This window comes from Nostoc sp. DedQUE04, from assembly GCF_034530995.1.
Lineage (GTDB): Bacteria > Cyanobacteriota > Cyanobacteriia > Cyanobacteriales > Nostocaceae > Nostoc.
Window position 1 is genome coordinate 16,424 of the sequence record NZ_JAVRCA010000026.1, and the last position, 26,259, is coordinate 42,682.

Below are 26,259 nucleotides of genomic sequence, written 5' to 3' on the forward strand. Positions count from 1 at the left end.
TTTATATTCAAATACCTCTTAAACTTGGGCATCCTAAAGCAAGGTAGTGACTGTCGAAGTGTGACACACTTATGAAAAAGGATTAGCTTCTGTTACCACTTCTGGCAGTGGAATAAACTCTGTTTCATCTGGCACGCTAGCAAAGCGATAGTCGCGCCAATCAGCTTTAGCTTGCTCTATTCGCTCTGGTCGGCTAGAGACAAAATTCCACCATTTGTAGCGTGTACCTAACGGCTCACCGCCAATAATAATACATCGAGCAGCAGATGTAGCAGAAACCTCAACCCGATCGTCTGGCTCTAGAATAGCGAGACGATATTGCTCCATCGGTTCACCATTAATCCTCAATCCCTCTGTGACACTGTATACTGCCCTTTGTGAATAATCTGTAGGGATAGTGAAGTGGGTGTTAGCAGACAACACTGCATCTAAATAGAGGATAGGTGAGAGAACTTTTACAGGTGAGGTATAGCCAAATGCTTGCCCAGCAATAAGTTTGATCGTAACGCCATTCTCTTCCCAGGAGGGAAGGATTTCAGCAGGATAGTGAATGAATGTTGGTTCGGTTTCTTCGTGTTCAACAGGTAAGGCAACCCAGGTTTGAATGCCATGAATAGTAGTTTCTTGCTGACGGTCAAAGTCAGGTGAGCGTTCTGAATGGACAATCCCCTTTCCTGCTGTCATCCAGTTAACTGCACCTGGTTGGATTTCCTGCACAGTACCCAAACTATCGCGATGCATCAAAGCACCATCAAATAAATAAGTTACCGTTGCCAGATTAATATGAGGATGTGGTCGGACATCGATGCCTTGATTGGGGGGCATAACGGACGGCCCAAGATGATCGAAAAAGATAAACGGCCCAACCGTTTGGCGATTAGGATATGGCAAACTGCGGCGGGCAGAAAAACCACCCAGATTTTTAACTTCGGGTTCAATCAGTTGAAGAATTGCCATAAATAATCGCAGGTGATTAGTAAATGCTGTAATTATTATAAGTATATTTACTTGCAAATAAGCTAATCTTGATGAGTTATCTGTTTATTTTGGAGAGTTGATGCCAATGCGATCGCCTGTTTTTGACTAGTTTTTTCCGATTAAATATGAAACACAGCCCCAGTCAGTATTGTTTCTCAACCAGAGAGTTTTTTCACAAGTGCGATCGCTCACCTTTAACTTTATTAAACTTCTGATTGGATCTCAGTTTCCTACTGTTAAGGAAATTAATTGTAACCAATTAACTCAATTACTATTAGATTCTGCAAAGCCCCGTCCATTATTACTAGATGCACGAAGTCAAGCTGAGTATGCAGTTAGTCATATCGAAACAGCAGTACGCATAGATCCTCTCACAGAGGACTTAACAGCAGTTGCAACAGCTTTAAAAGATAGACCAATTGTTGTGTACTGTGCTGTTGGCTACCGAAGCGCAAAATTAGCCCAAAAACTGGATGAAGCCAGGATTAAGTGCATTTATAACTTGAGTGGTGGAATTTTTCAGTGGGCAAACGAAGACAGGCCGATTTTTCAAAATGGTCATCCGACAAAGGTTGTACATCCTTACAATGCAATCTGGGGAAAACTGCTAAAAACTACTTACCATGCTCAGGAGTATTGACCTTTGGACTAATATCATATTCGCTTCATTACTTATTAAACCCAAAGAACCCCACCCCGCCAAAGCTACGCTTCGTCTCCCCTCCCGAAGAGCGGGGAGGGGATTAAGGGGAGCCAGTGCGGTCTTGGGGTCTCCCCAAGTGGAGCATCTGGCGTGTGGGGTGCAATGACTGTGGAAATCATAACTAATTATGCGAACATGATATAAGAGCTTGTCAACATTGAGCAAGTAGAATAAAAGCAACGATAAAACTACTTAAGCTGCATGTCTCAAGTTTCGATTGTCATTCCTACTTTAAACGAAGCAGTTAGCTTAGAGCGGACATTGCGCCAATTGACTTTACTTAATCCGCCTGCTTTTGAAGTGATAGTAGTAGATGGTGGCAGCGATGATGAGACAGTGGCAGTTGCAAAGCAATGCTTTGGGTCATTCAATCAATCGCTATGCGTACAAGTTCTTTCATCTGAACAGCGTGGGCGTTCTATCCAGATGAATTATGGAGCATCGGCTGCAACTGGAGATATTCTTTGCTTTCTTCATGCAGATACTTGGGTGCCGGATGACCTAATCACTGTAATCGAGCAAACCCTAGCAGAGTCAACCATTGCCTGTGGGGGGTTCATTTCTCTAATGAGTGGATCTCAAACGACTCGCTGGGGCATCTCTCTACATAATTATTTAAAAACCTACTATGCACCACTGCTATTTAAACCTCACCTGTTTTTTCGAGGATTGCGCCTGTTGTTCGGAGATCAGGTAATGTTTTGTCGTCGCACTGACTTTTGGGATTGCGACGGATTTGATGAGGCATTACCGATTATGGAAGATGGAGATTTATGCCTGAAATTGGTTAAAAAAGGACGTATTTATCTAGTCAACCGCATTGTTCACTCTTCAGATCGTCGCGTCGCAAAATGGGGTAGCTGGAAAGCAAACGCAATCTACCTTTATATCGGTTTTTTGTGGGGAATTGGCGTTGATGCAAATTATCTCAAACAATTTTATCAAGATATTCGCTGATTCAGGCTCCAATCATAGTAAAGATAGGAAATCGGCGTTGAGGCATTGATTGGCAGGTCTGTTTCTAGGTAGGAGCGGATATATTCTGGAATAGAGGATTTGACCTTAAGAAAATCTTGACGATACCATTTAAAGATTTTGCTACAGTAGAGCGTTTTACTATTTGAGTCATAACGGACTTTTTCAGGATTGTTAATGAAGCGACGGGTATCTTCATCTAACTGCTGAGTAACTTGTTGAGGAAAATAAGCTCCAGCACGCAGTAACGGGCAACCAACCGAAGCGCAGACAATTGCAAAATGAATTCGTGGCTCCTGTAATTGATTCCGTAGAATTTGGTTCTCTATTTGGGCTAAACTGTAATGTTCGTCAAATATATAATAAGCACGACGTTGGAAGAACCACAAAAAAGCCAGCCAGTTGGGAATGCCTAAGATTCGCGGACGAATTGACTCAAGTGGGTATCTTTCTAAAATTGCCGAAATGGTGAACGCATTGTAAAGGTTGATCCACAATGCCAATTGCTCAGAAGTGTTGCTATTAGATGTAAAAGCCAGATTTTTTTGACTGGACAACCAATCAGCTAGCGCTTGAGGTTGCTCAGTTTTCCAAGCAATATAGTTTACACGACCCTCTCGATCGACATATTGACGCAACAACTTGTCCCAAGGTTCAAAATCAATCATTATTGCTGTGTTTATATGTTGGCTGTAGCTAAAAGAATTCTTTGCTTTCGCGATCGCAACGTAGACTTGAATTTATACAAGTATTTATTTAACGAATTATAACAATACTATCTTTGGCAACTTCAAATCAGCGATACACTGAGGAAAATTCCTTGAGGAAGCGTTGATGGCACGGTCAAATGGGGTTACAAGTGAAACGTCTGTAGAGGAATTGCCTACGGTTTCAGATAAAAATGCGATCGCAATTGAAAATCCACCTGAGCCAGTGGAGGATGCCCAAGATATTGACGACATATTGAACTCACTAAAAACCTTACTGAGTTCTCTAGAAAAGCTCCAAAAAGTCCGGCAGGAAGTAGGCGATATTAAACCGTTAATTGGGCGGATGCTTGATGGCGAACTAGTTGCTGGTGAAGAATTGGAGCAACTCAAGACAGGTGTGAGCAGTCTTTCTCGGCTTGTTCGTGCTTATAATGACCATCAAGTAGCGTTGGCTAAAGCACAACCTGCTAGAGACTTGCTAGATCAAGTGCTGAAAGAGCGTAAAGCTAATTGAGTTGAGACTGGAGATTGGGCACAAGAGGCAGAGGGGAAAGAGGTAATTTTTTATTCTCCCCCTTTCGCCCTGCTCCCTAGTGTCCAATTTAATAAGCGATCGCACTTTTTTGAGAGAATGCGATCGCTTCTCCATCGCCTTTAGGTATATATGTCTACGGCGGCAAGGTATATTGTTAAAGTAAGTATGGTATTATACTCAATCTACTATTTAAATTTGCTAATAACCTAAAATAGGTTATGATGACGAAAGCCTAGTATTACTTGCAAGGTAGGTATCGTAATGATGATTAATAGAGAGAATCTACCCTTAGACCAGATTCTCTTAGAGGATAGCTTACAACTGCTGAGTAATCTGCCAGATGAATGTGTTGATTTAGTTGTATCTTCTCCACCTTATAATCTAGGCAAAGAATACGAATCAAGGCAAGCTCTTGAGATTTATTTGGCAGAACAAACAGCCGTTCTGCTTGAATGTAGCCGGATTCTCAAAAATACAGGTTCGCTATTTTGGCAAGTTGGTGCTTTTTCTAACCGAGGAATGCTGATTCCTTTGGATATTCGCTTTTTTCCGATTTTAGAGTCATGCAGACTAATTCCTCGCAACCGAATTATATGGGCTAGGCAACATGGTCTTCATGCCCAGAAAAAGTTTTCTTGTAGACATGAAACTATTCTTTGGTTTACTAAATCAGATAACTATAAATTTAATCTAGATGCTATTAGAGTTCCCCAAAAATATCAAAATAAGAAACATTATCGAGGAAATCGAAAGGGGGAACTTTCATGCAATCCAGAAGGTAAAAATCCTGGTGATATTTGGCTGTTTCGGAATGTTAAGCACAATCATGAAGAACAAACTATACATCCCTGCCAATTTCCAGAAGACTTGGTAGCTAGAATTATATTAGCTACAACTAACGAAAATGATATTGTTTTAGATCCATTTATGGGATCAGGTACTACGGCAGTGGTTGCGAGAGATTGTGAACGGCATTTTATCGGGTCAGAAATTGAACCGAAATATCATCAAGTTGCGTTGCGTCGTCTCAGTGGCAATCCGGATAAAAATGGTTGTTTTCCAAATTTAAAAACATTGCGTGATTATGTTGAAAAAACTGGTCAATCTATTGATAAATTTAAGTTTGATGTGCAAGTAGGAAATAAAGCTTCAGAACGCAGCAAAGCAAAAATTTATTCAGAAGAGTATCACTTGCAAGCAATGGAAGATAGATTAATTTATGAAGAATCTGCTTTTGCAGCTAATCTAAGAGGTGAAGAGATTCCAGTAGATGCAAAGCTTAATGGTAATGGGAAAAAGACCTCTTTACAAAATAAAATAGCAAAACAAGTAGAAGAAGTAGAACAAATTGAATTGAGATTATGGACTTAATAGATTAATTTTTACAATAAGTTAATTAGACAACAACTACGGGCTGAACGTCCCGCAATAATTTGGCATTGGCGATTAACTCTAGTATTTACAGTTCTCGAATATCTTTTAGATAAATACTCAGTCCAAATAATAGGAACTATTGTATTTTGTTGTTCAAATAATCCAACCAGTCTGATTGGTACATCAAAAACTTGGTTTTTAGCCAAAGCTGTTAACTGATTAACAGCTTGCTCGTAATAAAGAGTGCTATTGGAGGCAGGAAACATCAGAGCCTTTGTTACTATAATTACCAAATTAGTCGGGTATCCAACAAATTCAGTTTTAGCTTTGAAGAACAATTCTGAGCGCAAAGTGTTATTGAGTAGAAAGGGATAGTTAGAAAATTGAATTTCAATGATAATGCCAGTTTTAGCAAAATCAACATCTGTACCTAAAAATCTATAAGGTGCCGGAATAGGAATATTTGATTGCCAAGCATCATGAATAAAAGCAGCTTTAATATATTCGTTCGTACCTACTGGATCGAATATTGCATTACCTTGAATTCCAGCTTGATCTGAAGCCTTGATATGCAAAGGCATTCTAGTGAGAGTAGTACTAATCTCATGCCATTCGTTTTGGTATTGGGTATTAATTATTGTATCTGCTGCGTTAAAGTCAACATATTGAATAATGATTATTATGTCTCCTTTTGGTATTTCAACAGTTCTTTGATAAAAGCAAGCGGATCGATTTCAAGAACTTGGGCAACTTGTAAAAATTCAATCACGTCAAGACGACGCTCTCCACGTTCATACTTTGATACATAAGATTGTGGAAGCTCTAGCTTTGCTGACAACTCTGTTTGAGTGAGCTTTGCAGCTTTCCGCGCTTCTATAAGTAACTGGCGAAACCGATTGTAATCTTCGCTGAAAACTGATTTAGGCACTTTAGCTTGCCTTTTTTCTGGCGATGGTTTATTCGATCTCGATGAGAGTTATTACATATTGCTAAACTCAGTTAAATTCTAAAACCTAATATAGGATAAACCCAAAATAGGTTTTTAGAAGCTACTATGAAGAAACCATGAGTGTAAGCGTAGCTTCTCTAAGAGTTGCTCGTCTAGACATCGTATCCCTACCCAAAGGCGTAGACACACAGCGGTAGTCAGATATCGCTGTAAACTGAAGATATAACTCAAACTTGCGGCTATACCCATGAATTCTTTACAAGACTACACTACTGTTATCCGTCCCGATAACAATGGTACATTTGTCGCATATATACCAGCGATTTCCGGTTGTCATGCTTGGGGACAAACACCAGATGAAGCTCGTGCTGAACTTGTCTATGTTTTTGAAATGATTCAGGAAGAATACAAAGAACAAGGACGTTCTCTACCCGAAGACGTTGAATTGGTAATTGCAAATGCCAGCTAAAGCCAGTGTTTTTTCTTAGCAACAGCCCAGCCTAGAACACTTAATAAAGCAAAGACACTTCCACCTGCTTCGCCTATATTAACAATAAAGTTTTTTCCTGATTCTGTTTTTATATTTATTTCTTGATTCTGCCTTTTAAAGGATGCTCCTAAACGTAATAAATTTTCTTTATTTATATCTACAGTTTCAATAGTCTCATAATGCAGAATATTAAATTCCTGATAATTTGTCCAAATTAATCTTTCATTAGTAATTAAGCACCAATGGTTCAAATTTACAAAGCTCAAAATACATGGTTTTTCATCTGATGCTAAAGCTACTCCTTCTAATACATAAGCTTTCGTTTCCTCAGAAAAGCTGTTAAAAGACATAATAACTTTACTATTGATTTTATATCGACGAAAAATAGAAGCTATTATGTCAGGGCTTATTGTTTTTTTTGGGATCGCATCTCGCATAAAGTCGCTGTATGTCTAAATCTATGGTTTCATTTGAAGGATATCAAATTTTGCAAGATATCTACTTACGATCATGAATGTTGCACCTGCCATTGTAGTACTAGGTCAAAATAGCGTGACAGTAGCACGCAAGATAATCAGCGTCTTACCAGGGGCGACGCTATACGGTCTAGAGGGTCGCACATCTGGAGTTGATGTCAGCTTCACGAACTTTGGTGAGACGCTGCGCGAGTTATTTACCCAAGGAACACCGCTAATTGGCATTTGTGCCGCCGGTATTTTAATTAGGACTCTAGCTCCGGTAATTTCGGATAAACGACAGGAACCACCAGTGCTAGCTGTGGCTGAAGATGGTAGTGCTGTTGTCCCCCTGTTGGGCGGACTTGGTGGAGTGAACGATTTGGCTCGTCGCATTGCTGAAGCGCTGGATGTCAAAGCTGCAATTACGACCACAGGCGATTTACGTTTGGGCACAACGCTGTTATCTCCTCCCCCTGGATACCATTTAGCAAACCCAGACGATGCGAAGAAATTTATCTCAGATTTGCTAGCTGGGGCGCAAGTCAAGCTAGAAGGAATAGCGCCTTGGTTGAGCAATAGTAAACTGCCTATAGACTCAAAGGGAGATTTGACCATCCAAGTTACGGAACGCTTGGTGACTCCTACAGCCAACAGGCTTGTCTACCACCCAGCAACGATCGCGATCGCAATGAGTGGCATGATTGATGATGCAGTAGCTTTAGTACACCAGCTACTAGCTGATGCCAAACTAGAAAAAGCATCAGTCGCCGGGATATTTGCACCCATCGCCGCCGCCGCCGATCCCGCAATCCACGCGGTAGCTAGCGCCTTAAAAGTGCCCACTCGCTTTTTTACCCCAAATCAGTTAGAAAGTCTACTTTCACAAGGTTATAGCCCCGTCCAAGCCGCAGCGATCGCCGCCACTGGGACATCCCCCTTATCTCCATCTCCCGATATTGCGATCGCTATTGCTCCTCAAGCAATCGACCCCAACACCATCGGTCAACCACGCGGAAAATTAGCGATTATTGGCACGGGCCCTGGTGGTTCGCAATGGATGTCTCCCGAAGTCAAGGAGATACTCAAGTCGGCAACTGACTTAGTGGGTTATAAAACGTATTTAGATTTAGTTGGTTCTCTGGCTGATGGCAAGCAACGGCATGAGTCTGATAACCGCGAAGAAGAAGCACGGGCAAAGATGGCCCTTGATTTGGCTGCATCTGGACGATATGTAGCTGTAGTTTCATCTGGCGACCCCGGTATCTATGCAATGGCAACAGCAGTTTTTGAGGTATGCGATCGCTATGCTAAACCAGAATGGGACAGTATCGACATTCATGTGGCCCCAGGCATCTCTGCAATGCAGGCAGCAGCAGCAGCCATTGGTGCGCCCCTTGGGCATGATTTCTGTGCTATTTCCCTCTCCGATATCTTGAAACCTTGGTCTGCGATCGAGCAACGAATTGCGGCTGCTGCTGAGGCTGATTTCGTTATTGCTTTCTACAATCCTGTTTCTAAAGAGCGTACTTGGCAACTGGCAGAAGCGAGAAATATTTTGCTGCAACATCGAACACCAGATACACCAGTAGTATTGGCCCGGAATCTCGGCCGCCCAGGACAAACGGTAAAAGCGATCGCACTTGAGCAGTTAACACCAGCAAGCGCTGATATGCGGACAATTATTCTCGTTGGTTCCACAAAAACCCGAACTATCAAGCGCCGCGATGGTAATATCTGGGTTTATACGCCGCGTCGCTATACCGAATATTAGGCACGATTGGCGCTGTCACCCAAAAAAGGCAAAATAAACACTTTTTTAAAGGCACTCAAAGATGAAGAGATGGGATTTTGCATTTTTTGGAATGCCGCGATGTCTAGCGACAAGCCGCAAAGCGTCTACGCTACCCTTTATGCTTTAGAAATAGGACAAATCAAGCGAGTTAAAATTCTTGAATGGTATGTACATCAAGGGAACGAAACACAAGCAGCCGTGGAAAATGTGCCCAACATTACTTTTGTTCAATTCATCAATTATCAGGCTATTAACACACATAAAAATCTGAAAAACATGCATAAAAGTTCCCAAAAGTGTGCAACAGCAACTGGTACATCATCAAAATTTTTAATTTTCACAACAGCAGTCATAGTTGTGCTACTATACAACTCGTGTATGTAGTTCATTCAAACGAAAATCCCAATAAGTCTCACCTATCTGCAATATAAATGAGTAAAAACCATTGATGATTACGCTATGAAAAAATAAATTATTATTAAACAGAATACATTTGTCAAAAGTCAAAATTTATTCTGAATTCTGTACAAATAGCGGAGGAATCATCGGGTTCAAAATCTCACAAAACAAGAAAATTTGGTGATGCAAGAATTCATTAATGGGTCTAAATCCCCGATTGATAACGAAGCTCTTTCTCTACGAAAGGCTTCTCTTTCAGAGACGCTAAGGCAACGCCAAGGAATCCTTAAGTGTTTTGATTTTGACTTCTGAATTTTGACTTCAACAAATTTTCATTGGAATTTTAACATTGTAATCTAAGCATATAGCGATTAGTCAGGAGTTTAGTTTGATGAATCCTAAAGTCTCTGTAATTATCCCTGCCTACAATACTGAAGTTTATATTAAGAAGGCAATAGAGTCAGTCTTAAATCAAACACTCACTGAGCTTGAAGTTATCGTTGTCGATGATGGGTCAACTGATAAAACTGTAGAAGTTGCAAAGAGTTTTACCGATGAACGTCTCAAAGTGATAGTTAATCCACAAAACCTTGGGGTTTCTGCTGCACGTAATCTTGCTATCAAAGCAGCCCAAGGAGAATGGATTGCTGTTCTTGATTCAGATGACTGGTATGCTCATGAAAGATTAGAAAAGCTTGTGTTGCTGGCAGAACAAGCAAATGCAGATATGATTGCAGATGATGTTTATTTTATCAAAGATGGTGCAACATCTCCTTGGAGTACATTGATTCAAGAAAGTGGAGAACATATAGATAAAATTCTCCAAATTGATATCGTTTATTTTGTAAAAACTGATGTTTATGGAAAAGCAGGACTACATCTTGGTTTAAGCAAGCCCCTGTTCAAACGAGAATTTTTGGTTAAACACAGCATTGAGTACGATGAAAGCCTAAGCATAGCTGAGGACTTTTGGCTTGATATGAAATGTTTAATTAATGGCGCTCGCTTTTTTCTAGTGCCAGAAGCCTATTATTTCTACCGTTCACGCTCTTCTTCTCTTGTACGTGAAAGCCGATTAAAACGTCTAAATCAATCTTGCATATCTACTGATTCTTTCATGCAGCAAAAAGTTGTGGAAAAAAATCCAGCTTTAATGCGTGCTCTGTCTTATAATCTTGCAGTTTACAACAGAACTTTAGCTTACTATCAAGTTTTATTGCCTCTCAAGCAAGGAAATTGGTTATTAGCATTGAAAGAACTCACAAAAAAACCGAGCGTTTTTTATGATTTTATTTCTAGATGTAACAATATTATTAAACGTCGATTTCAATACTATGTGATGGGTAATAAATTAGTTTTTGAAATGCCTTATAATCTCCAAATAAAACGAAGAAAATCAACGCATCCCAATTTTTATTCTTCCAAAAATAATAAATAAGTAAGACCAAAAGATTGTTACAAAAATATGAGGTAAGGGAGTAATCGGACAACCCTGTGACTAGAAAGATTATAAAGATTATAAAGCTGTACGTCTTCTAACTTGGTTGCGATGCCTACGGCGGGCTGCGCCTACGCAGCCTCATTCCAAGAAAATAATCTTGTAGTCTAATTGGGTTAACAGCCAAATCATAGCTCCTATACTGACCTGTATTGGAGATGGACATGATGGAATTTAGAATATTATTCGTGAATTTACTCTCCCTATTGAACGCCGCGAAATACTCGATCGAGTAATCATGTCCTATTTTCCAACCATAGAACTATTATGATACCTATTGCATAAGCAATAATATCTTTCCAATCAAATACACTTCCCAAAGCAACAGCCAGAATCTTGTATTTTTGTAATCCTAAATTATTTACAAAATTAAAATATTGCAGAATCTCAATTGCACAAGAAAAGGCAAAAACTGATAAAGCGACTATCGATGAGTGTATATTCCAAAAAGCTTTGACAAAGCAATAAATTAATATAACTACTAAAACATCACCGATAAAAGGACGAATAAAACTATCATTTATAAAAACTGCAATACATACCTCTATTAAAAATAGTAAAAGTGTCAGGTAAAAATATTTTTTATTGAAGATAAACATGGCAATTAATAGCGCTCAAAAAATACCTACTTTGACTATCAACCTCTTTAATTTTTGATAGACTCTGTTAAAAATTTTATTATTACTAATCCCTCTTTTGTTACTACGGGGAGAGTATAATCAGGAAGAAAAACCAAAACAGTAAGTAACTCTGATGGTTACGTAGCGCAGGGAAGCAGTAAATACAGTCGGCTTCATAGATAACTATTGTCAACACTATTATTCAATATTTGAGGATGTGAGACATTTTGAGGCATTCAAGTATTTACACTTGAGAATGTTATCAGAAATCCGAGCCAAATCGCTACCAGAGATAGCGAAAATAGCAGGATTAAAAGATGGTCAATTCCCGTCATCATTTTTACCAGAGATGCACTGTGGAATATCAAAAAATTAAAAGAAATACTTAGCGGTATCAAACTAAATATGAACTTATGTTAACTAGTATAACAAAATGTTCACAAACCTGAGATGATGGCATATTAATGCTTTAGTACATCCTGTGTCACTGATACCCCAAATATCCGAGTAATCATTTGTCATGAATCCTTACACTATCCTCGATCGGACAGGACTTCAGCGTGTTAGTGATGGCATGACCCGCCCCCTACTAGAAAATTGCGAGCCTGCCTCATATACCCTGGTTTTAGTCTGGCCCCAACTTGGGGATTTTGATAGTCTTGAATATGCGTGGTGGTTACAGCGCGAAGCTAAAAAATTGTCAGATGAAAAACTCGCTATTCGTGCAGTGGGAATTGGTAATCGCGCCTCTGGAATAAGATTTTGTGAATATACAGGATTTCCACCGGAAAATTTATTTGTTGAACCTAATGGAGAACTACATCACCAACTCAAACTTTATTCAGGTCTCAATTTTCCTCTCCCTGGACTTTCCCCTGCTCAGAAAGCTTGGCTAAATCTAGTGTTAATGTGTGCAGGCTTTGGAAGTCCTGGAACGCTAAAAGAAGTTTTTCGGGGATACAGGGGAGATCGTCAAGCCCCTCAACTTATTGAAGATGATGAAGTTATTCAAGGTACTCCTTTACCTGCTTTTAAAGGCTCGTTTTTCCAATTAGCTGGCGGAAGTGGGTTTCAACGTCCCTTTGAATTGGCTACTCTACGGCTACGGAATATGGTTGAAGTTCTCAGCAATTGGCATACTTATGTACCTAATTCTGCCTACTTAACTCAGCGTGGTGGAACTTTTCTGTTTGATACCAAAGGCCAGTTACTTTACGAACATCGAGATCCAGGAATTTTAGGCTTTGCTGCTAATATGAGTCAGCCCTTATCATTTTTATCCTCGATTGAAACGGATAGCTTTACTTCAACTCACTAATTCCTAAACCTTGTCTACCTTGAGAACCATAGTTTTGTAGGTTGGATGCAGCGATAGCGTAACCCAACATATAAATAAGGTGGTAATGTTGGGTTGCGTTTCACTCTACCCAACCTACATAAACATAAATATATCTTTTAAGGGACTTCCAAGAAATAAATTATCCAATCTTGTAGGGTGGGCATCTTGCCCGCCTTTGACTATGGGCGCGCTACGAGTGGGGCATACCCTGCGGGATCTCGCTACAAACCCGCCGTTGATTGAAAACCACTAAATCTTCTCTTTTAGAGACGCTGTTCGCGTTTGATTTAATAAGGGTTTTAAACCCTCTTGTTCAGACGCTCCGCGAACAGCAGACTCAGGGCATCGCTCCTGACTCTTGAATTTTGAATTATGCTGAAAATCAAGAGAAGTGAGGACTTTTCTAACGACACTTGAATTTCATTTGTGCGAAGTGGTCTTCCAGTAGGAAAATAGATAAAGGAGTAGTAACCATCAAGCTATATGTTTGAAATTATGGTATTAAATCATTTTTTGTTAAAAGAGCCTGCTTCGGTATCTCATCAATATTCTGAACACATCAATCTACTTTTGTAAATCTAAAATCTGCTCTAAAAGAAGCTCTAATGGGTATAAAAGTCATAATAATTCGTAATTGATAATGACGCTTGCGGACTCGCTAACGTAATTTGTAGTTGTAATCACTGCTTGCTCTGTACTCTCTTAATTACGAATTACGAATATAGCAAGTAAGGATAAATAAAATGTCATTTATTATGCAAACTTCTGGAACTCTTACTGGTTTAGATATCTTGGTAGTTGAGGATGATGATGATACTCGCTTTTTTATCACTACTGTCTTGGAAATGGATGGAGCAACAGTTATAGCAGTGATATCAGCAGCAGATGCACGCAATGTATTGTCTGAATTGCAACCCGATGTTTTAATTAGTGATATCGGGTTGCCTGGGGAGGATGGCTACACTTTCATTTCCAAATTCCGTGCGCTGAAAGCAAATAATTGTGGACGAGTCCCGGCTATCGCTTTAACAGCCTTTGCTGATAGTGAGGCTCGTATCCGTGCTTTGGAAGCTGGCTTTGACACTCATATATCTAAACCGATCGCTCCAGAAGAACTAGTTGAGATAGTGGCTAATTTGGTTGCTTCTTGTAATTGGTAGTTATTCTCTTCGGTCTTGATAATCTTCAGAAGATTTTGGATCTAACTCCCAGCGATCGCCATCACGATCCTCTAAAATATCGTTGGTATGCAGAAATTCAGAATCAGCCATTTCTAGCCCCACTGCTGCTTCTAAGTCCTCTGTGACATTTTGATCGGGAGTGGAAGTACTACCACCAACTGCTTCATCTCCAACTGCATCTGCATCTTGCCAATAAGCATCAACATCCCCACCAGTCAGTTCAGGACTAGTTTCTGTGTACTCGTCTCTTTCTGCTTTTATTGAGCGTCCGCCAATGTTGTATCCCGGCAAGTCTTTTACACCAGTACCGTAGGATTCGGTAATCTCTTGTGGCAAATCATTACTTTTAATTTTGTCATTATGATTTTTTTCTGCCATGATCCTAGCTCTTTTCTGCATTCTCACAATAACGTTTTCTTGTCAGCAATTTGTCTAACTAGAGGTGTATAGCTAAGAAAATAATCTATCCCCTGGGTACGAAGCTAAACTAGCGATCGCGCCATAAGATTGTAGCTATGAATTCATGGTCAAGGAACTTGTAGTTGAAGTTATGAGTTATAAGTTATCAAACCAAAATTATTCATTGGCGAACTTTTCACTCATAACTATTTCTTGTTTGGCAAAAATAGGCAACCAAAATAAAATTTTGATGATAAGTTTAGCATTTTAACTCGTTTTCATACTTTTTAAATATCTGAATGCTAAATAACCAATTGAATACTCAAACTTATTTGAGTAGTGAAGGCAGATAATATGATAAGTAATTCAAGATTATTTATTCAAAAAATAATCTGTTTATTTAACTTTTGTTGTAGTTAGTTAAAGACTAGAGAATACAAACGTAATACCATTTTATGACTGAACATAACAATAACTCCGGTAAGAAAAAAGTTGCTATCCTCATTGAACAAGCAGTAGAGGATGCAGAATTTACAGTTCCATATAATGGATTGAAACAAGCAGGAATAGAGGTAGTAGTCCTTGGTTCCCGAATGAATGAAAAATATAAGGGGAAACGCGGCAAACTTAGCATACAAGCCGATGGTACCACAACGGAAGCGATCGCAGCCCAATTCGATGCAGTGGTGATTCCCGGTGGTATGGCTCCCGATCAAATGCGGCGAAACATCAACACAGTCCGCTTTGTCCAAGAAGCTATACAACAAGGAAAATTAGTCGCTGCTGTTTGTCACGGCCCACAAGTTTTGATTGAAGGTGACTTGCTCAAAGGTAAGCAAGCCACCGGTTTTAGCGCTATTGCCAAGGACATGATTAACGCTGGTGCAAATTATCTAGATGAGCCAGTGGTAGTTGACGGAAATTTGATTACATCTCGTGAACCCGGAGACTTGCCAATTTTCACTACAGCGATATTAAGCCGTTTGGGTTATGGTGGCAAAGATGCTGCATTGCCAAATGAAAAAGACACAAGTGCTGAATGGTGGAAGTTGGCTGATGCTTGGGGTGGCTCAACTAAAGGTGATATTGCCAAAGGTTTAAATACTGCTCTTGCTGGTGAACGTTATTCTTTAGAAGCATTTGAGAACTACTTTGAAAAGGAATCAGATAACGAAGTAAAATCAGTTTTCCAAGAAATAATTGCTCATAAACAGCGCCACATTGAAAAACTAGAAACTTATCTTGACCGATTGGGTGAAAAACCCTCTTTAGGGGCAAATATTGCCAATCAGTATGCCAAAGTGAAAACTGCCATGACAGGAAGTGATGATATATATCAGTTACGTTCTGCTCTAGGTGATGTGCAAACCGGTATCGGCGATATTGGCAATTTGTGTGCAATGTACACTGACCCTGTAGCAACAGCTATTTTCAAACAAATTTACCAAAATTCATCGAAATATGAGCAACGATTGGTAGAACTATATCGAGCGCGGATAGGCGCTCAGATTCAGCCTCCTAAGCCGACAACAGGGGCTGCTGTGTCAATGTAAGGTTTTTTGAACGTAGATGGCTACCGAAAAGGCGCAAATAACACACAAGAAAGAAGAGGGTATTTGCACCTCTATGGTGAATTTACAGTAATGGAGATATAAAAAGTGACTTCAACATCAGGGGATAAATCAAGTACAAACCAGCCAGAGGCTAGTGAAGTAGAGCGTTGGGCTTCCCTTATCGGTGGCGGTGCGATGGTGCTGATGGGTTTAAGACAAGGTTCATTGCGAGGAGCGCTGACGGCTTTAGCTGGTGGTGGTTTGGTTTATCAAGGTGCAACCAAGCAAAGCACAATCCAGAAAGCACAGGAAGCAATAGGTCTAAACCAGCCGATCAAAGTTGAAAAGACGGTAACTATCAATAAATCGGCAGAAGAATTGTATCGCTTTTGGCACGACTTTGAGAATTTGCCCACCTTTATGAAGCATCTCAAATCTGTCAAGGTGTACAACGAAAAACGTTCTCATTGGATTGCCAATGCACCTTTGGATAATACCGTAGAATGGGATGCAGATATTCTCGAAGACCGGGAAAATGAATTTATTTCTTGGGCTTCAGTAGAAGGTGCAGACATTGAGAATTCTGGTTTTGTCCGTTTCAAAAAAGCACCAGGCGATCGCGGCACGGAAGTCAAGGTTGTTTTGGAGTATAACCCACCAGGCGGAGCATTGGCAGCTACCGTAGCTAAACTTTTTGGTGAAGAACCAGAACAACAAATTGGTGATGAATTGCGCCGCTTCAAAATGCTAATGGAAGCAGGCGAAATCGCCACAACTGAAGGTCAACCTTCTGGACGTAAGTAGTTCTTTGTCCTTTGCCCAATGCCCAATGCCCAATGCCCAATGATTAATAATTATGAAAGCAGTCTGCTGGAACGGTGCTAATGATGTGCGGGTAGAGACAGTACCAGATCCGACAATTCTTAACCCGCGTGATGCAATTATTAAAATTACTTCCACGGCGATTTGTGGCTCCGATCTACATATTTATGGCGGCTATATTCCCACAGTGCAACAGGGTGACATTATTGGTCACGAATTCATGGGGGAAGTCGTGGAAGTTGGCAGAGGAGTCAACAATTTAAAAATAGGCGATCGCGTTGTTGTTCCTTCCACAATTGGCTGTGGTAATTGCAATTATTGCCAACGTGATATGTGGTCATTGTGCGATAACTCCAATCCGAAAGGTTGGATTCAAGAAAAATTGTTTGGCAATATCACCTCAGCTATTTATGGCTACTCCCATATGTTGGGTGGTTATGCAGGCGCACAAGCCGAATATATCCGTGTACCCTTTGCTGATGTGGGTGTCGTCAAAGTTCCGCCAGATTTGCCGGATGAGATGTTGTTATTCATCTCCGACGCTATCCCCACAGGTTATATGGGTGCAGAATTATGCGATATCCAACCGGGTGATACTGTAGCCGTTTGGGGTTGCGGTGCTGTTGGACAGTTTGCCATGATTAGCGCCTACATGATGGGAGCCGAAAAAGTGATCGCAATAGATCGCTTTCCCGAACGCCTGGAAATGGCGAAAAAGTTTGCCAAAGCAGAAGTGATTAACTACGAAGAAGTTAATGCTGGCGAAGCGTTGAAAGAGATGACTGGTGGTCGTGGCCCCGATGCTTGCATCGATGCTGTTGGTTTAGAAGCACACGGCGTTGGTTTAGAAGACTTCTACGACCAGACAAAACAAAAGCTCAGATTGGAAACCGACCGTCCCCACGTTCTGCGGGAAATGATGGTCGCCTGTCGTAAAGGCGGGACTCTTTCAATTATGGGCGTTTATGGTGGTTTTGTAGACAAAATACCATTGGGTGCAGCCTTTAATAAAGGCTTAACCTTCAGAATGGGACAAATGCATGGACAGAAATATATGCATTTGTTATTGCAGATGGTTTTGGATGGAAAACTCGATCCATCCTTCGTTGTCACCCATCAATTGCCTCTAGAACAAGCACCCCACGCCTACCACATCTTTCAACAAAAAAAAGATAACTGTATCAAAGTTGTTCTTAAACCCTAAATGGCAAATAGTCATTCAGTGTTTTGAATTTGTCCACCTTACATAATGCAATTGAGGTTTTTTATGAATCGACTAAGTTCTTGGTTACGAAATATTCGCATTTCTCAAGTCCTTGTAGTTTTCTTAGCAGGATTTATATTTTTACTGGGTCAGGCTTTTAGCTACGTTGATGTAGCACAAGCTGATGTTAAAAGTCCAGAGGGTACTTATTACCAAGGAGCACCAAATGGGCAAGGTGAAATTAGAAACGATACCCAAATTAATAATACCCAAAAATCACAAAATCCAATCAAAGGTGCTGTTGATAATATCCGCGAAAAATTAAACTTGGATGAAAAACCTCCTGAAGCTACAAAAGAGTTTTTTGATCCTAGTACAAACAGAAGTGCAGATAAAACTTCATCATATGAAGGAAGTAGAGAAGGTTATTATCGCACTCCTTCTAGTAACTAACTCAGAGATAGCAGCTAAAGGGTTAGTAAATCTTGAGTCGAATACTTGAATAACTTTTTAGCGGTTATTGAGACGCGATAGTTATCGCGTCTCAAAATTAAGACAAATCCAGGATTTATCTTGATACGAACGATCCAGGAATTATAACTAAGGACTAAATAATTATGAAAGCAGTTTGCTGGCATGGAGCAAACGACGTGCGGGTGGAAACAGTTCCCGACCCTAAAATTCTTAACCCACGTGATGCTATTGTTAAAATTACTTCCACAGCAATATGCGGTTCAGATTTGCATATTTACGACGGCTATATTCCCACCATGCAAAAGGGCGATATCCTTGGTCATGAATTTATGGGGGAAGTCGTAGAACTTGGAAGTGCAGTTAAAAATGTGAATGTAGGCGATCGCGTCGTTGTTCCCTTCACCATCTCTTGCGGTAGCTGCTTTTTCTGCAATCGGGATTTATGGTCGCTGTGCGATAACTCTAACCCCAATGCTTGGTTAGTAGAAAAGCAAATGGGACATTCGCCAGCAGGTCTATTTGGCTACTCTCATTTATTCGGCGGTTACGCTGGCGGTCAAGCAGAGTATGCAAGAGTACCTTTTGCCGATGTAGGCTTGTTCAAAATTCCCGATGGTTTAACGGATGAGCAAGTGCTATTTCTAACAGATATTTTTCCCACAGGCTACATGGCAGCCGAGAACTGCAACATCAAACCCGGTGATATTGTCGCCGTTTGGGGTTGTGGGCCAGTCGGACAATTTGCCATCAGAAGCGCATATATGCTAGGTGCGGAACGGGTGATCGCTTTTGACCGCGTTCCCGAACGTCTGCAAATGGCTAAAGAATACGGCAAAGCAGAAGTTCTCAACTACGAAGAAGTGAATATTGGCGAAGCACTCAAAGAAATGACTGGCGGTCGTGGCCCCGATGCTTGCATTGATGCAGTAGGAATGGAGGCACACGGCACAGATTTTATGGCGATGTACGACCAGGTAAAGCAAGCAGTACGTTTAGAAACAGACCGTCCGACGGCATTACGGCAAGTAATAGTATCTGCTGCTAAAGGTGGTCACGTATCACTTGCGGGTGTGTACGGTGGCTTTTTAGATAAAATCCCAATGGGTGCTGCCATGAACAAAGGATTAACCTTCAAAATGGGACAAACGAATGTCCACAAGTATCTAAAACCTTTGCTAGAACACATCCAAAACGGTGATATCGATCCAACGTTTATTATCACCCATACTTTACCTCTAGAACAAGCGCCGCACGGCTACGAAATTTTTAAACACAAGAAAGATAAATGCATCAAAGTTGTACTCAAACCGTAGTAGGGAATGGGGAATGGGAAATGGAAACAAGGAAAATAACTATGCCCAATGCCCAATACTTCGACTCCGCTCAGTACAAGTGCCCAATGCCCAATACTTCGACTCCGCTCAGTACAAGTGCCCAATACCCAATACCCAAAGTTAAAACTAGAAAGAGGTAGAAAATATGTCTGATACAACCGTTATCAAAGTAGACTCTAGCCATTCCCCTAAAGGCCAACTTGGTCAGAAATATCTTGCATCTGGCAAAACCATTTCCATGCGCCTATGGGAAAATGAGGAACCGAACGAACCTAAAGAGCCAACAGCACGGGAATATGAAACTGTTGGTTATGTAATTACTGGTCGTGCAGAATTGCATCTTGAAGGGCAAACGATTTTACTAGAACCTGGCAGTTCTTGGATAGTACCAAAAGGAGCCAGCCACACTTATAAAATTTTAGAATCATTTACTGCTGTTGAAGCAACCAGTCCACCTGCGCAAGTTCACGGGCGAGACGAAAACTGATTTGCGATCGCTCGTTAAAAACCTATAGCCGCTTTCAATAACATGGAATATAAAGCATTCGTAGGAGAACAAGAATATTGTTCTCCTTTTTACTGTGCTTTGCACTTTAGAGGTTGTTTTAAAGTGTTGGGCTATGATTTTATCACATTTTTATCCCCCTTAATCCCCCCTTAGAAAGGGGGAAAAAGAAATCTAGTTCCCTCCCCTTTCTAAGGGGAGGGTTAGGGTGGGGTAAAAAATATTTCATACATCAACTATGACTTTTCAAACAACCTCTTATGGCATAAATCTTCTGATAGAGAGACATAACAAGACGAAATTGTATTCTATTAACAATGTCTTTTTAGAGAAAATGCTTTTTAGTAACTCTGGTTTTCTATCAATAATTTCAGCATAGATAATTACTCAATATTTTTAACAAAAACAGAATGGAGCGAACAAATGAGGTTTGTCTTAAGACGCCGCAAGCTGGGTCAATTAATGGTCTTCAGCACAGTAGCGGCTACGATCGCTAATTTTGTAGAGAAAGCTGTAGCAGAAACTCAAGTAAAAAAAACTACCCCAATGCTGGCAACTTCCACTTCTGAAACTGTGAAGGTGACGCTACAAGTGAATGGAACACCTCATAGTTTGCAAATTGAACCGCGTGTTACCTTACTTGATGCACTTCGGGAATATCTAGGATTAATTGGTACTAAAAAAGGTTGCGATCATGGCCAGTGTGGTGCTTGCACGGTGCTGGTTGATGGGCAACGAATTAATTCCTGCCTGACATTTGCAATTATGCACACCGACGCAAAAATTACAACTATTGAAGGGTTGGAACAAGGAAATAATCTGCACCCGATGCAAGCCGCGTTTGTTGCCCGCGATGCGTTTCAGTGCGGCTACTGCACGCCAGGACAGATTTGTTCGGCGGTGGGTTTGGTGAACGAGGGACACGCCAAGTCAGATGCCGACATTCGCGAACTGATGAGCGGCAATATCTGCCGTTGCGGTGCTTATCCAAATATCGTGGCTGCTGTCCGCGATGTCTTAGAGGGAAAAAAAGATGCAGCCGTTTAGCTATAAGAAAGCAGGACAGGCAGAAAATGCCGTGGCGTTGGTTACTCCAGATGCCCAAGCTTCGTATCTCGCTGGTGGTACTAGCCTCATCGATTTGATGAAGCTGAATGTCCAGAATCCAAGAGAGTTGGTTGACATTAACCCACTCCCACTGAGCAAGATAGAAATGCAGGGTAACGGTGTGCGGATTGGAGCAATGGCAAGCAATAGCGAGGTTGCTTATAATCCGATAATTCAGGAGCGTTACCCAGTGTTGGCAGAGGCGTTGCTGTCTGGGGCATCACCGCAACTGCGAAATATGGCAAGTGTCGGCGGAAATTTGCTGCAACGTACTCGGTGTTACTACTTCCGCGATACCGCCTTCCCCTGCAATAAACGCGTTCCTGGTTCAGGTTGTCCGGCAATTGAGGGTTATAACCGCATCCATGCAATTCTTGGCGGTAGCGATCGCTGTATTGCCACCCATCCTTCTGATATGGCTGTGGCATTGGTGGCACTCGATGCCGTTGTGCAAACCTGCGGGCCGAGAGGAGAGCGCAGTATCCCGCTGGTAGATTTTCATCTTCTACCTGGCGAAACGCCAGAAAGGGAGACGGTTTTAGAACACGGAGAGTTAATTGTTGCCGTTGATTTACCTGCTTTAAACTTCGCAAGGCGATCGCACTATTTAAAAGTTCGCGATCGCGCCTCCTATGCCTTTGCGATGACATCGGTTGCAGCAGCATTAGATATTCAAAATGGAATTATTCGCTCGGCACGCATTGCCCTTGGTGGCGTTGGCACAAAGCCCTGGCGTGCCTTGGAAGCGGAAAAAGTGCTTCTGAACAAGCCGGCAAACCAAGCAACATTTCAAGCAGCAGCATTGGCTGCGATCGCCGGTGCTAAACCTCAAAAATACAACGGCTTTAAAGTCGAACTGGCTAAACGCACAATTGTTAAGGCGCTGACAACAGTGGGAGGGATGGCATGAATACTGGGGATAAAAATATAGTTGTCGGCAAACCGCTAAATCGAGTTGATGGATACCTGAAGGTGACTGGTGGCGCACGTTACGCGGCTGAGTTTCCGGTCGCCAAAATGACTTATGGCGTGACAATTCAAAGTGCGATCGCCAAAGGTAAAATAGCCCAAATCGATACCAAAACGGCGGAACAAGTACCGGGTGTATTAGCAGTAATTACCCACCTCAACGCGCCCAAAGCTTCTGGAGAAAAGGGCGGCGGTCGCAAGCTGCAAGTCCTGCAAGATAACATTGTGCTGTATAGCGGTCAGCATATTGGTGTTGTGGTTGCCGATACCTTTGAACGAGCGATGTATGCTGCCTCCCTGGTACAAGTTCGCTATGACGAAGAGAAACCAACCATTAATATGCGGGACAATCTCGCTAAGGCATACTTGCCTAAAGGCAAAATCCCTAGAGAGGAACCGCCCGATTTAGAGCATGGCAATCTCAGCCAGGGACTAGCGGCGGCAGCTGTCCGCGTCGAGCAAACCTATACCACGCCAGTCGAAAATCACAATCCGATGGAGCCTCATGCTACAACAGCAGTTTGGCAAGGCGATGAACTGCTGCTGTATGACGCAACTCAGGGAATCTTTCAGGCTCAACAAAAAGTTGCAGGGGTATTAGGAATTGAGCCTGAGAAAGTCCGCATTATGTCTTACTTTGTGGGCGGTGGCTTCGGTTGCAAAGGGTCGGCTTGGTCGCACGTCCCGCTAGCGGCGATGGCAGCACGACAGGTTAATCGCCCAGTGAAATTAGTTCTGGGACGGATACAAATGTATGGGCCTGTGGGCTTCCGACCGGAGACAATTCAACAAGTTTCTCTCGGTGCAACCCGCGATGGCAAATTGACTGCTTTGCGACACGTCGGCACTTCCCAGACTTCAACTTTCGATGAATTTATCGAACCTGTTGGTAAAAGCGCCCGAATGCTCTACGCTAGCCCGAATATCGAAACTAGCCACCATCTGGTTCAGGTCGATCAAGGAACACCAACCTATATGCGGGCCCCAGGCGAAGCTTCTGGGTCGTTTGCCTTAGAATCGGCAATGGACGAACTGGCTTATGCACTCAATATCGATCCGGTAGAGTTGCGTTTGCGTAACTATGCTGAAGTCGATCCTAGTAAAGGAATACCTTGGTCGAGCAAGTCACTGAGAGAGTGTTACAAATTGGGGGCAGAAAAGTTTGGCTGGCAAAAGCGCAATCCTCAGCCCCGTTCGATGCGAGATGGTAATTATTTGATTGGTTGGGGTATGGCGACAGCTACTTATCCTACCAACCGTTCCCCAGCATCAGCGATCGCTCAAATTATGGCAGATGGTACAGCCGTGGTGCGAAGCGGTTCGCAAGATATTGGTACGGGAACTTATACTGTGATGACTCAAGTTGCAGCTGAGGCACTCGGTTTACCAGTTGAGAAAGTGCGGTTTGAACTAGGTGATACCAAGATGCCACAAACCCCCATTTCTGGTGGTTCCCAAACTGCCGCCAGTGTCAGTTCAGCCGTGCATTTAGCGGGAAATCAAGCACGCAGTCAGCTTTTGCAACTAGCACTTGCCGATCGAAAATCGCCGCTTTATAGTTCAAAGGCTGAGGATGTGATTGCTCAAGATGGCAGCTTTTTCTTAAAAAATAAATCCTCCGCCAGCGAAACATATCAGGCAATCTTGGCACGACATGGGATGAAAATGCTCGAAGCGCGTGCAGATGCCAAACCTGGAGAGGAACAAAAGAAGTTCTCAATGCACTCATTTGGAGCGCAGTTTGCCGAAGTACGCGTTGAGCCTGATTTAGGCGAAGTGCGAATAACGCGCTGGGTGGGAACTTTTGGCGTAGGACGCATCCTCAACGCTAAAACAGCCAACAGTCAGCTGATCGGTGGGATTATTTATGGCATTGGCATGGCGTTAATGGAACATACGCTAACAGACCCCAACCGAGGACGCGTTGTCAACCATGATTTAGCTGAGTATCACGTACCAGTTAATGCAGATGTTCCTGATATTGAAGTGTTGTTTGTCGATGAACAAGATCCACATATCAACCCGCTTGGCGTCAAAGGAATTGGTGAAATTGGCATTACCGGCACTGCGGCGGCGATCGCTAATGCTGTCTATCATGCCACCGGTAAGCGCATCCGCGATTTGCCAATTACCTTAGACAAACTGCTGTAGATATGGCGATCGCAACACTTGTAGAGACGCGATTTATCGCGTCTTAAATTTATCGCGTCTTGAAATACCAATCAGTAGAAGACTCAAGATTGATGACCGCTCAAGTAAAATTTGGTACTCTTAGCTCGGAATCACTGTAATTACGTCCGCGACCGAGATGAGTAGTCCAACAGCCCGCTCCTACGCTTTCTTATCGATTGCAGCAGCAATCATCACTATTGCCTTGAAATTTGGCGCTTACCTGCTAACCGGATCAGTAGGTTTGCTTTCAGATGCTATTGAGTCAATTGTAAATCTCGTCGCAGCATTGGTTGCTCTATGGGCATTGACCTATGCTGATAAACCAGCCGATGCCGAACACGCCTTTGGGCATTCTAAAGCCGAATACTTCTCCAGTGGTGCAGAAGGTGCGTTGATTGTAATAGCCGCTATCAGCATTGCTGTTGAAGCTTGGGGACGCTTGCTGCATCCAGAACCGTTAACACAGTTGGGATTAGGGTTGGCACTTTCCCTCATTGCAACCGCAATCAACGGCGTTGTTGCCTTTATCTTGCTACGGGCAGGGCGGCGGTTGCGTTCCATCACACTCAGGGCTGATGCTCACCATCTGTTTACTGATGTGGTGACTTCGGGTGGTGTGGTAGTTGGAATCTTACTCGTCAAGCTAACAGGCGCTCTCGTATTCGATCCAATTATTGCACTGATAGTAGCAGCAAATATTACTTGGACAGGATTTCGTATACTGCGGGAAACCAGTAGCGCCTTACTGGATGCAGCTTTACCTAAAAAAGAAATTGACGCAATCAAGAGCATCCTTAACGAGTACAAAGGTCAAGACATCCAGTTTCATGCCTTGCGAACCCGCGCTGCTGGAACCCGTCGCTTTGTTTCCTTTCATGTTCTTGTACCTGGATCTTGGACAGTGCAACAAGGGCATGATTTATGCGAAGCAATTGAGCTTGCTATTGTTCGGGTGCTGCCTTCAACCCACGTTACAACTCACTTGGAACCTGTAGAAGATCCAGTTTCTTGGGAAGATTTGGAGTTAGAGCGTTCGAGCAATCAGCAAATGCAAGATATGAGCGCAAGAGATTAATTGCATACAACGCCGAATACTGCAAATGCGATCGCTTCCAGCAGGCGGTTACGCTATTGCAACTTGCTTTTTCCGAGAAGGACGCTTGCGGTCTGATTTTTTCTTCAATCCCACAGCTTGAGCTTGATCGCTATCTGAGCCATATTGCCCGCGCACAACTTCTTTCATCGCTAATACGGCATTATGAAATTCCCACTCTGCTAATCGCGCAGCATCAGCAGCAGCACGGTATAAAGCTAATTTCTCGGTTTCGGTTTGTTGAGAAATTAACATTGCCTGATAAGCTTCTTGTAAATTAGCAGATGAAGCATCAGCACGAGTTGTGTTGTAAGTGCTGACGGTTTGTAAACCGTGGAATGAGTCAATATCTTGACTAATCAGTTGAGGGCGCAAACGGTTTGTTGTATTTTGGGGAGGCATATATGCATACTTAGTAAGTTGTACATTTAACGTACCCATTACAACAAAAAAAGTTATCAGTAAGATGAAATTTTCAGATAGAGCAAGGTTATAAAGGATAGTTTAAGATAACAGGTCGATGTATTGGCATAACAGACCGATGTATTAACATAACAGACCGATGTATTGGCATAACAGACCGATGTATTGGCATAACAGACCGATGTATTGGCATAACAGACCGA

At 42.1% G+C, this 26,259-nt stretch carries 28 protein-coding genes and 1 pseudogene; 21 read left to right on the top strand and 8 right to left on the bottom strand.

Features of this window, described 5'->3' with window-relative positions; all coding sequences use genetic code 11:
• Positions 1 to 69: 69 nt before the first annotated feature.
• The gene (locus RM049_RS18905; RefSeq protein WP_322705252.1) at positions 70 to 957 is read right to left on the bottom strand and encodes a pirin family protein; all 888 of its coding nucleotides are present in this window, start codon (positions 955 to 957) and stop codon (positions 70 to 72) included.
• Between the two features lie 169 nt (positions 958 to 1,126).
• Between RM049_RS18905 and RM049_RS18910 the strand changes: the two genes are divergently transcribed.
• Both RM049_RS18910 and RM049_RS18915 read left to right on the top strand, forming a co-directional pair.
• Positions 1,127 to 1,618: a rhodanese-like domain-containing protein gene (locus RM049_RS18910; RefSeq protein ID WP_322705253.1), complete on the top strand. Its 492-nt coding sequence runs from the start codon at positions 1,127 to 1,129 to the stop codon at positions 1,616 to 1,618.
• Positions 1,619 to 1,882: 264 nt separating this feature from the next.
• Complete coding sequence (locus RM049_RS18915; RefSeq protein ID WP_322705254.1) at positions 1,883 to 2,638, top strand: TIGR04283 family arsenosugar biosynthesis glycosyltransferase; 756 nt, start codon at positions 1,883 to 1,885, stop codon at positions 2,636 to 2,638.
• Here RM049_RS18915 and RM049_RS18920 read toward each other — a convergent pair.
• Positions 2,623 to 3,324: a DUF547 domain-containing protein gene (locus RM049_RS18920; RefSeq protein ID WP_322671634.1), complete on the bottom strand. Its 702-nt coding sequence runs from the start codon at positions 3,322 to 3,324 to the stop codon at positions 2,623 to 2,625. The two genes, RM049_RS18915 and RM049_RS18920, sit on opposite strands and share 16 nt — an antisense overlap.
• 166 nt (positions 3,325 to 3,490) lie before the next feature.
• Here RM049_RS18920 and RM049_RS18925 point away from each other — a divergent pair, with 166 nt between their 5' ends.
• Positions 3,491 to 3,880 (top strand): hypothetical protein, encoded by a 390-nt coding sequence (locus tag RM049_RS18925; protein WP_322671633.1) that lies wholly within the window; start codon positions 3,491 to 3,493, stop codon positions 3,878 to 3,880.
• A gap of 282 nt (positions 3,881 to 4,162) precedes the next feature.
• Positions 4,163 to 5,272: a DNA-methyltransferase gene (locus RM049_RS18930; protein WP_322705255.1), complete on the top strand. Its 1,110-nt coding sequence runs from the start codon at positions 4,163 to 4,165 to the stop codon at positions 5,270 to 5,272.
• An 11-nt stretch (positions 5,273 to 5,283) separates the two neighbouring features.
• Here the strand turns inward: RM049_RS18930 and RM049_RS18935 are convergent, their stop codons facing one another.
• On the bottom strand, positions 5,284 to 5,973 hold the full coding sequence (locus RM049_RS18935; protein ID WP_416212649.1) for a BglII/BstYI family type II restriction endonuclease: 690 nt from the start codon (positions 5,971 to 5,973) through the stop codon (positions 5,284 to 5,286).
• Positions 5,955 to 6,203 carry a helix-turn-helix domain-containing protein gene (locus RM049_RS18940; protein ID WP_099103407.1) on the bottom strand — a complete coding sequence of 83 codons (249 nt, stop codon included), beginning with the start codon at positions 6,201 to 6,203 and terminating at the stop codon, positions 5,955 to 5,957. Before RM049_RS18940 ends, RM049_RS18935 begins: the two co-directional genes overlap by 19 nt.
• 268 nt (positions 6,204 to 6,471) lie before the next feature.
• Between RM049_RS18940 and RM049_RS18945 the strand changes: the two genes are divergently transcribed.
• Positions 6,472 to 6,693: a type II toxin-antitoxin system HicB family antitoxin gene (locus RM049_RS18945; RefSeq protein WP_094351377.1), complete on the top strand. Its 222-nt coding sequence runs from the start codon at positions 6,472 to 6,474 to the stop codon at positions 6,691 to 6,693.
• Here the strand turns inward: RM049_RS18945 and RM049_RS18950 are convergent.
• Positions 6,690 to 7,151 (bottom strand): PH domain-containing protein, encoded by a 462-nt coding sequence (locus RM049_RS18950; protein ID WP_322671631.1) that lies wholly within the window; start codon positions 7,149 to 7,151, stop codon positions 6,690 to 6,692. The genes RM049_RS18945 and RM049_RS18950 overlap by 4 nt on opposite strands.
• A gap of 73 nt (positions 7,152 to 7,224) precedes the next feature.
• On the opposite strand from RM049_RS18950, the gene cobJ reads away from it, so the two are divergent.
• The 4 genes and pseudogenes from cobJ to RM049_RS18970 all read left to right on the top strand — a co-directional run.
• Complete coding sequence (cobJ, locus tag RM049_RS18955; RefSeq protein WP_322705257.1) at positions 7,225 to 8,943, top strand: precorrin-3B C(17)-methyltransferase; 1,719 nt, start codon at positions 7,225 to 7,227, stop codon at positions 8,941 to 8,943.
• A 99-nt stretch (positions 8,944 to 9,042) separates the two neighbouring features.
• Complete coding sequence (locus RM049_RS18960) at positions 9,043 to 9,348, top strand: hypothetical protein (RefSeq protein WP_322705258.1); 306 nt, start codon at positions 9,043 to 9,045, stop codon at positions 9,346 to 9,348.
• A gap of 406 nt (positions 9,349 to 9,754) precedes the next feature.
• A complete protein-coding gene (locus tag RM049_RS18965) occupies positions 9,755 to 10,801 on the top strand; it encodes a glycosyltransferase family 2 protein (protein WP_322671629.1) in 1,047 nt (348 codons plus the stop codon).
• Positions 10,802 to 10,930: 129 nt separating this feature from the next.
• Positions 10,931 to 11,036, top strand: a pseudogene (locus tag RM049_RS18970) (ISKra4 family transposase); the annotation flags it as partial.
• Between the two features lie 61 nt (positions 11,037 to 11,097).
• Here RM049_RS18970 and RM049_RS18975 read toward each other — a convergent pair.
• A complete protein-coding gene (locus RM049_RS18975) occupies positions 11,098 to 11,460 on the bottom strand; it encodes a DUF2809 domain-containing protein (RefSeq protein WP_322671628.1) in 363 nt (120 codons plus the stop codon).
• Positions 11,461 to 12,001: 541 nt separating this feature from the next.
• On the opposite strand from RM049_RS18975, the gene RM049_RS18985 reads away from it, so the two are divergent.
• Both RM049_RS18985 and RM049_RS18990 read left to right on the top strand, forming a co-directional pair.
• Positions 12,002 to 12,799: a peroxiredoxin-like family protein gene (locus tag RM049_RS18985; RefSeq protein ID WP_322705259.1), complete on the top strand. Its 798-nt coding sequence runs from the start codon at positions 12,002 to 12,004 to the stop codon at positions 12,797 to 12,799.
• 764 nt (positions 12,800 to 13,563) lie between these two features.
• Complete coding sequence (locus tag RM049_RS18990; RefSeq protein ID WP_322671626.1) at positions 13,564 to 13,980, top strand: response regulator; 417 nt, start codon at positions 13,564 to 13,566, stop codon at positions 13,978 to 13,980.
• Here the strand turns inward: RM049_RS18990 and RM049_RS18995 are convergent, their stop codons facing one another.
• Positions 13,981 to 14,379 (bottom strand): DUF6335 family protein, encoded by a 399-nt coding sequence (locus RM049_RS18995; protein WP_322671625.1) that lies wholly within the window; start codon positions 14,377 to 14,379, stop codon positions 13,981 to 13,983.
• Positions 14,380 to 14,855: 476 nt separating this feature from the next.
• On the opposite strand from RM049_RS18995, the gene RM049_RS19000 reads away from it, so the two are divergent.
• From RM049_RS19000 to RM049_RS19045, 10 genes are all read left to right on the top strand, one after another.
• Positions 14,856 to 15,953, top strand: coding sequence for a DJ-1/PfpI/YhbO family deglycase/protease (locus tag RM049_RS19000; protein ID WP_322705260.1), 1,098 nt, complete (start codon positions 14,856 to 14,858; stop codon positions 15,951 to 15,953).
• A 105-nt stretch (positions 15,954 to 16,058) separates the two neighbouring features.
• Positions 16,059 to 16,757 (top strand): SRPBCC family protein, encoded by a 699-nt coding sequence (locus RM049_RS19005; protein ID WP_322705261.1) that lies wholly within the window; start codon positions 16,059 to 16,061, stop codon positions 16,755 to 16,757.
• A gap of 52 nt (positions 16,758 to 16,809) precedes the next feature.
• A complete protein-coding gene (locus RM049_RS19010; RefSeq protein WP_322671622.1) occupies positions 16,810 to 17,979 on the top strand; it encodes a zinc-dependent alcohol dehydrogenase in 1,170 nt (389 codons plus the stop codon).
• 63 nt (positions 17,980 to 18,042) lie between these two features.
• Positions 18,043 to 18,432 (top strand): hypothetical protein, encoded by a 390-nt coding sequence (locus RM049_RS19015; RefSeq protein WP_322705262.1) that lies wholly within the window; start codon positions 18,043 to 18,045, stop codon positions 18,430 to 18,432.
• A gap of 164 nt (positions 18,433 to 18,596) precedes the next feature.
• Positions 18,597 to 19,766: a zinc-dependent alcohol dehydrogenase gene (locus tag RM049_RS19020; protein ID WP_322705263.1), complete on the top strand. Its 1,170-nt coding sequence runs from the start codon at positions 18,597 to 18,599 to the stop codon at positions 19,764 to 19,766.
• 166 nt (positions 19,767 to 19,932) lie between these two features.
• Complete coding sequence (locus tag RM049_RS19025) at positions 19,933 to 20,274, top strand: cupin domain-containing protein (RefSeq protein ID WP_322705264.1); 342 nt, start codon at positions 19,933 to 19,935, stop codon at positions 20,272 to 20,274.
• A 441-nt stretch (positions 20,275 to 20,715) separates the two neighbouring features.
• Positions 20,716 to 21,339: a (2Fe-2S)-binding protein gene (locus RM049_RS19030; protein ID WP_322671617.1), complete on the top strand. Its 624-nt coding sequence runs from the start codon at positions 20,716 to 20,718 to the stop codon at positions 21,337 to 21,339.
• Positions 21,326 to 22,309 carry a xanthine dehydrogenase family protein subunit M gene (locus RM049_RS19035; protein ID WP_322705265.1) on the top strand — a complete coding sequence of 328 codons (984 nt, stop codon included), beginning with the start codon at positions 21,326 to 21,328 and terminating at the stop codon, positions 22,307 to 22,309. The genes RM049_RS19030 and RM049_RS19035 overlap by 14 nt, the downstream gene beginning before the upstream one ends.
• Positions 22,306 to 24,519 carry a xanthine dehydrogenase family protein molybdopterin-binding subunit gene (locus tag RM049_RS19040; protein ID WP_322705266.1) on the top strand — a complete coding sequence of 738 codons (2,214 nt, stop codon included), beginning with the start codon at positions 22,306 to 22,308 and terminating at the stop codon, positions 24,517 to 24,519. The genes RM049_RS19035 and RM049_RS19040 overlap by 4 nt, the downstream gene beginning before the upstream one ends.
• Positions 24,520 to 24,676: 157 nt before the next feature.
• On the top strand, positions 24,677 to 25,615 hold the full coding sequence (locus RM049_RS19045; protein WP_322705267.1) for a cation diffusion facilitator family transporter: 939 nt from the start codon (positions 24,677 to 24,679) through the stop codon (positions 25,613 to 25,615).
• Between the two features lie 48 nt (positions 25,616 to 25,663).
• Here the strand turns inward: RM049_RS19045 and RM049_RS19050 are convergent, their stop codons facing one another.
• On the bottom strand, positions 25,664 to 26,035 hold the full coding sequence (locus RM049_RS19050; protein WP_322671613.1) for a hypothetical protein: 372 nt from the start codon (positions 26,033 to 26,035) through the stop codon (positions 25,664 to 25,666).
• Positions 26,036 to 26,259: the final 224 nt, after the last annotated feature.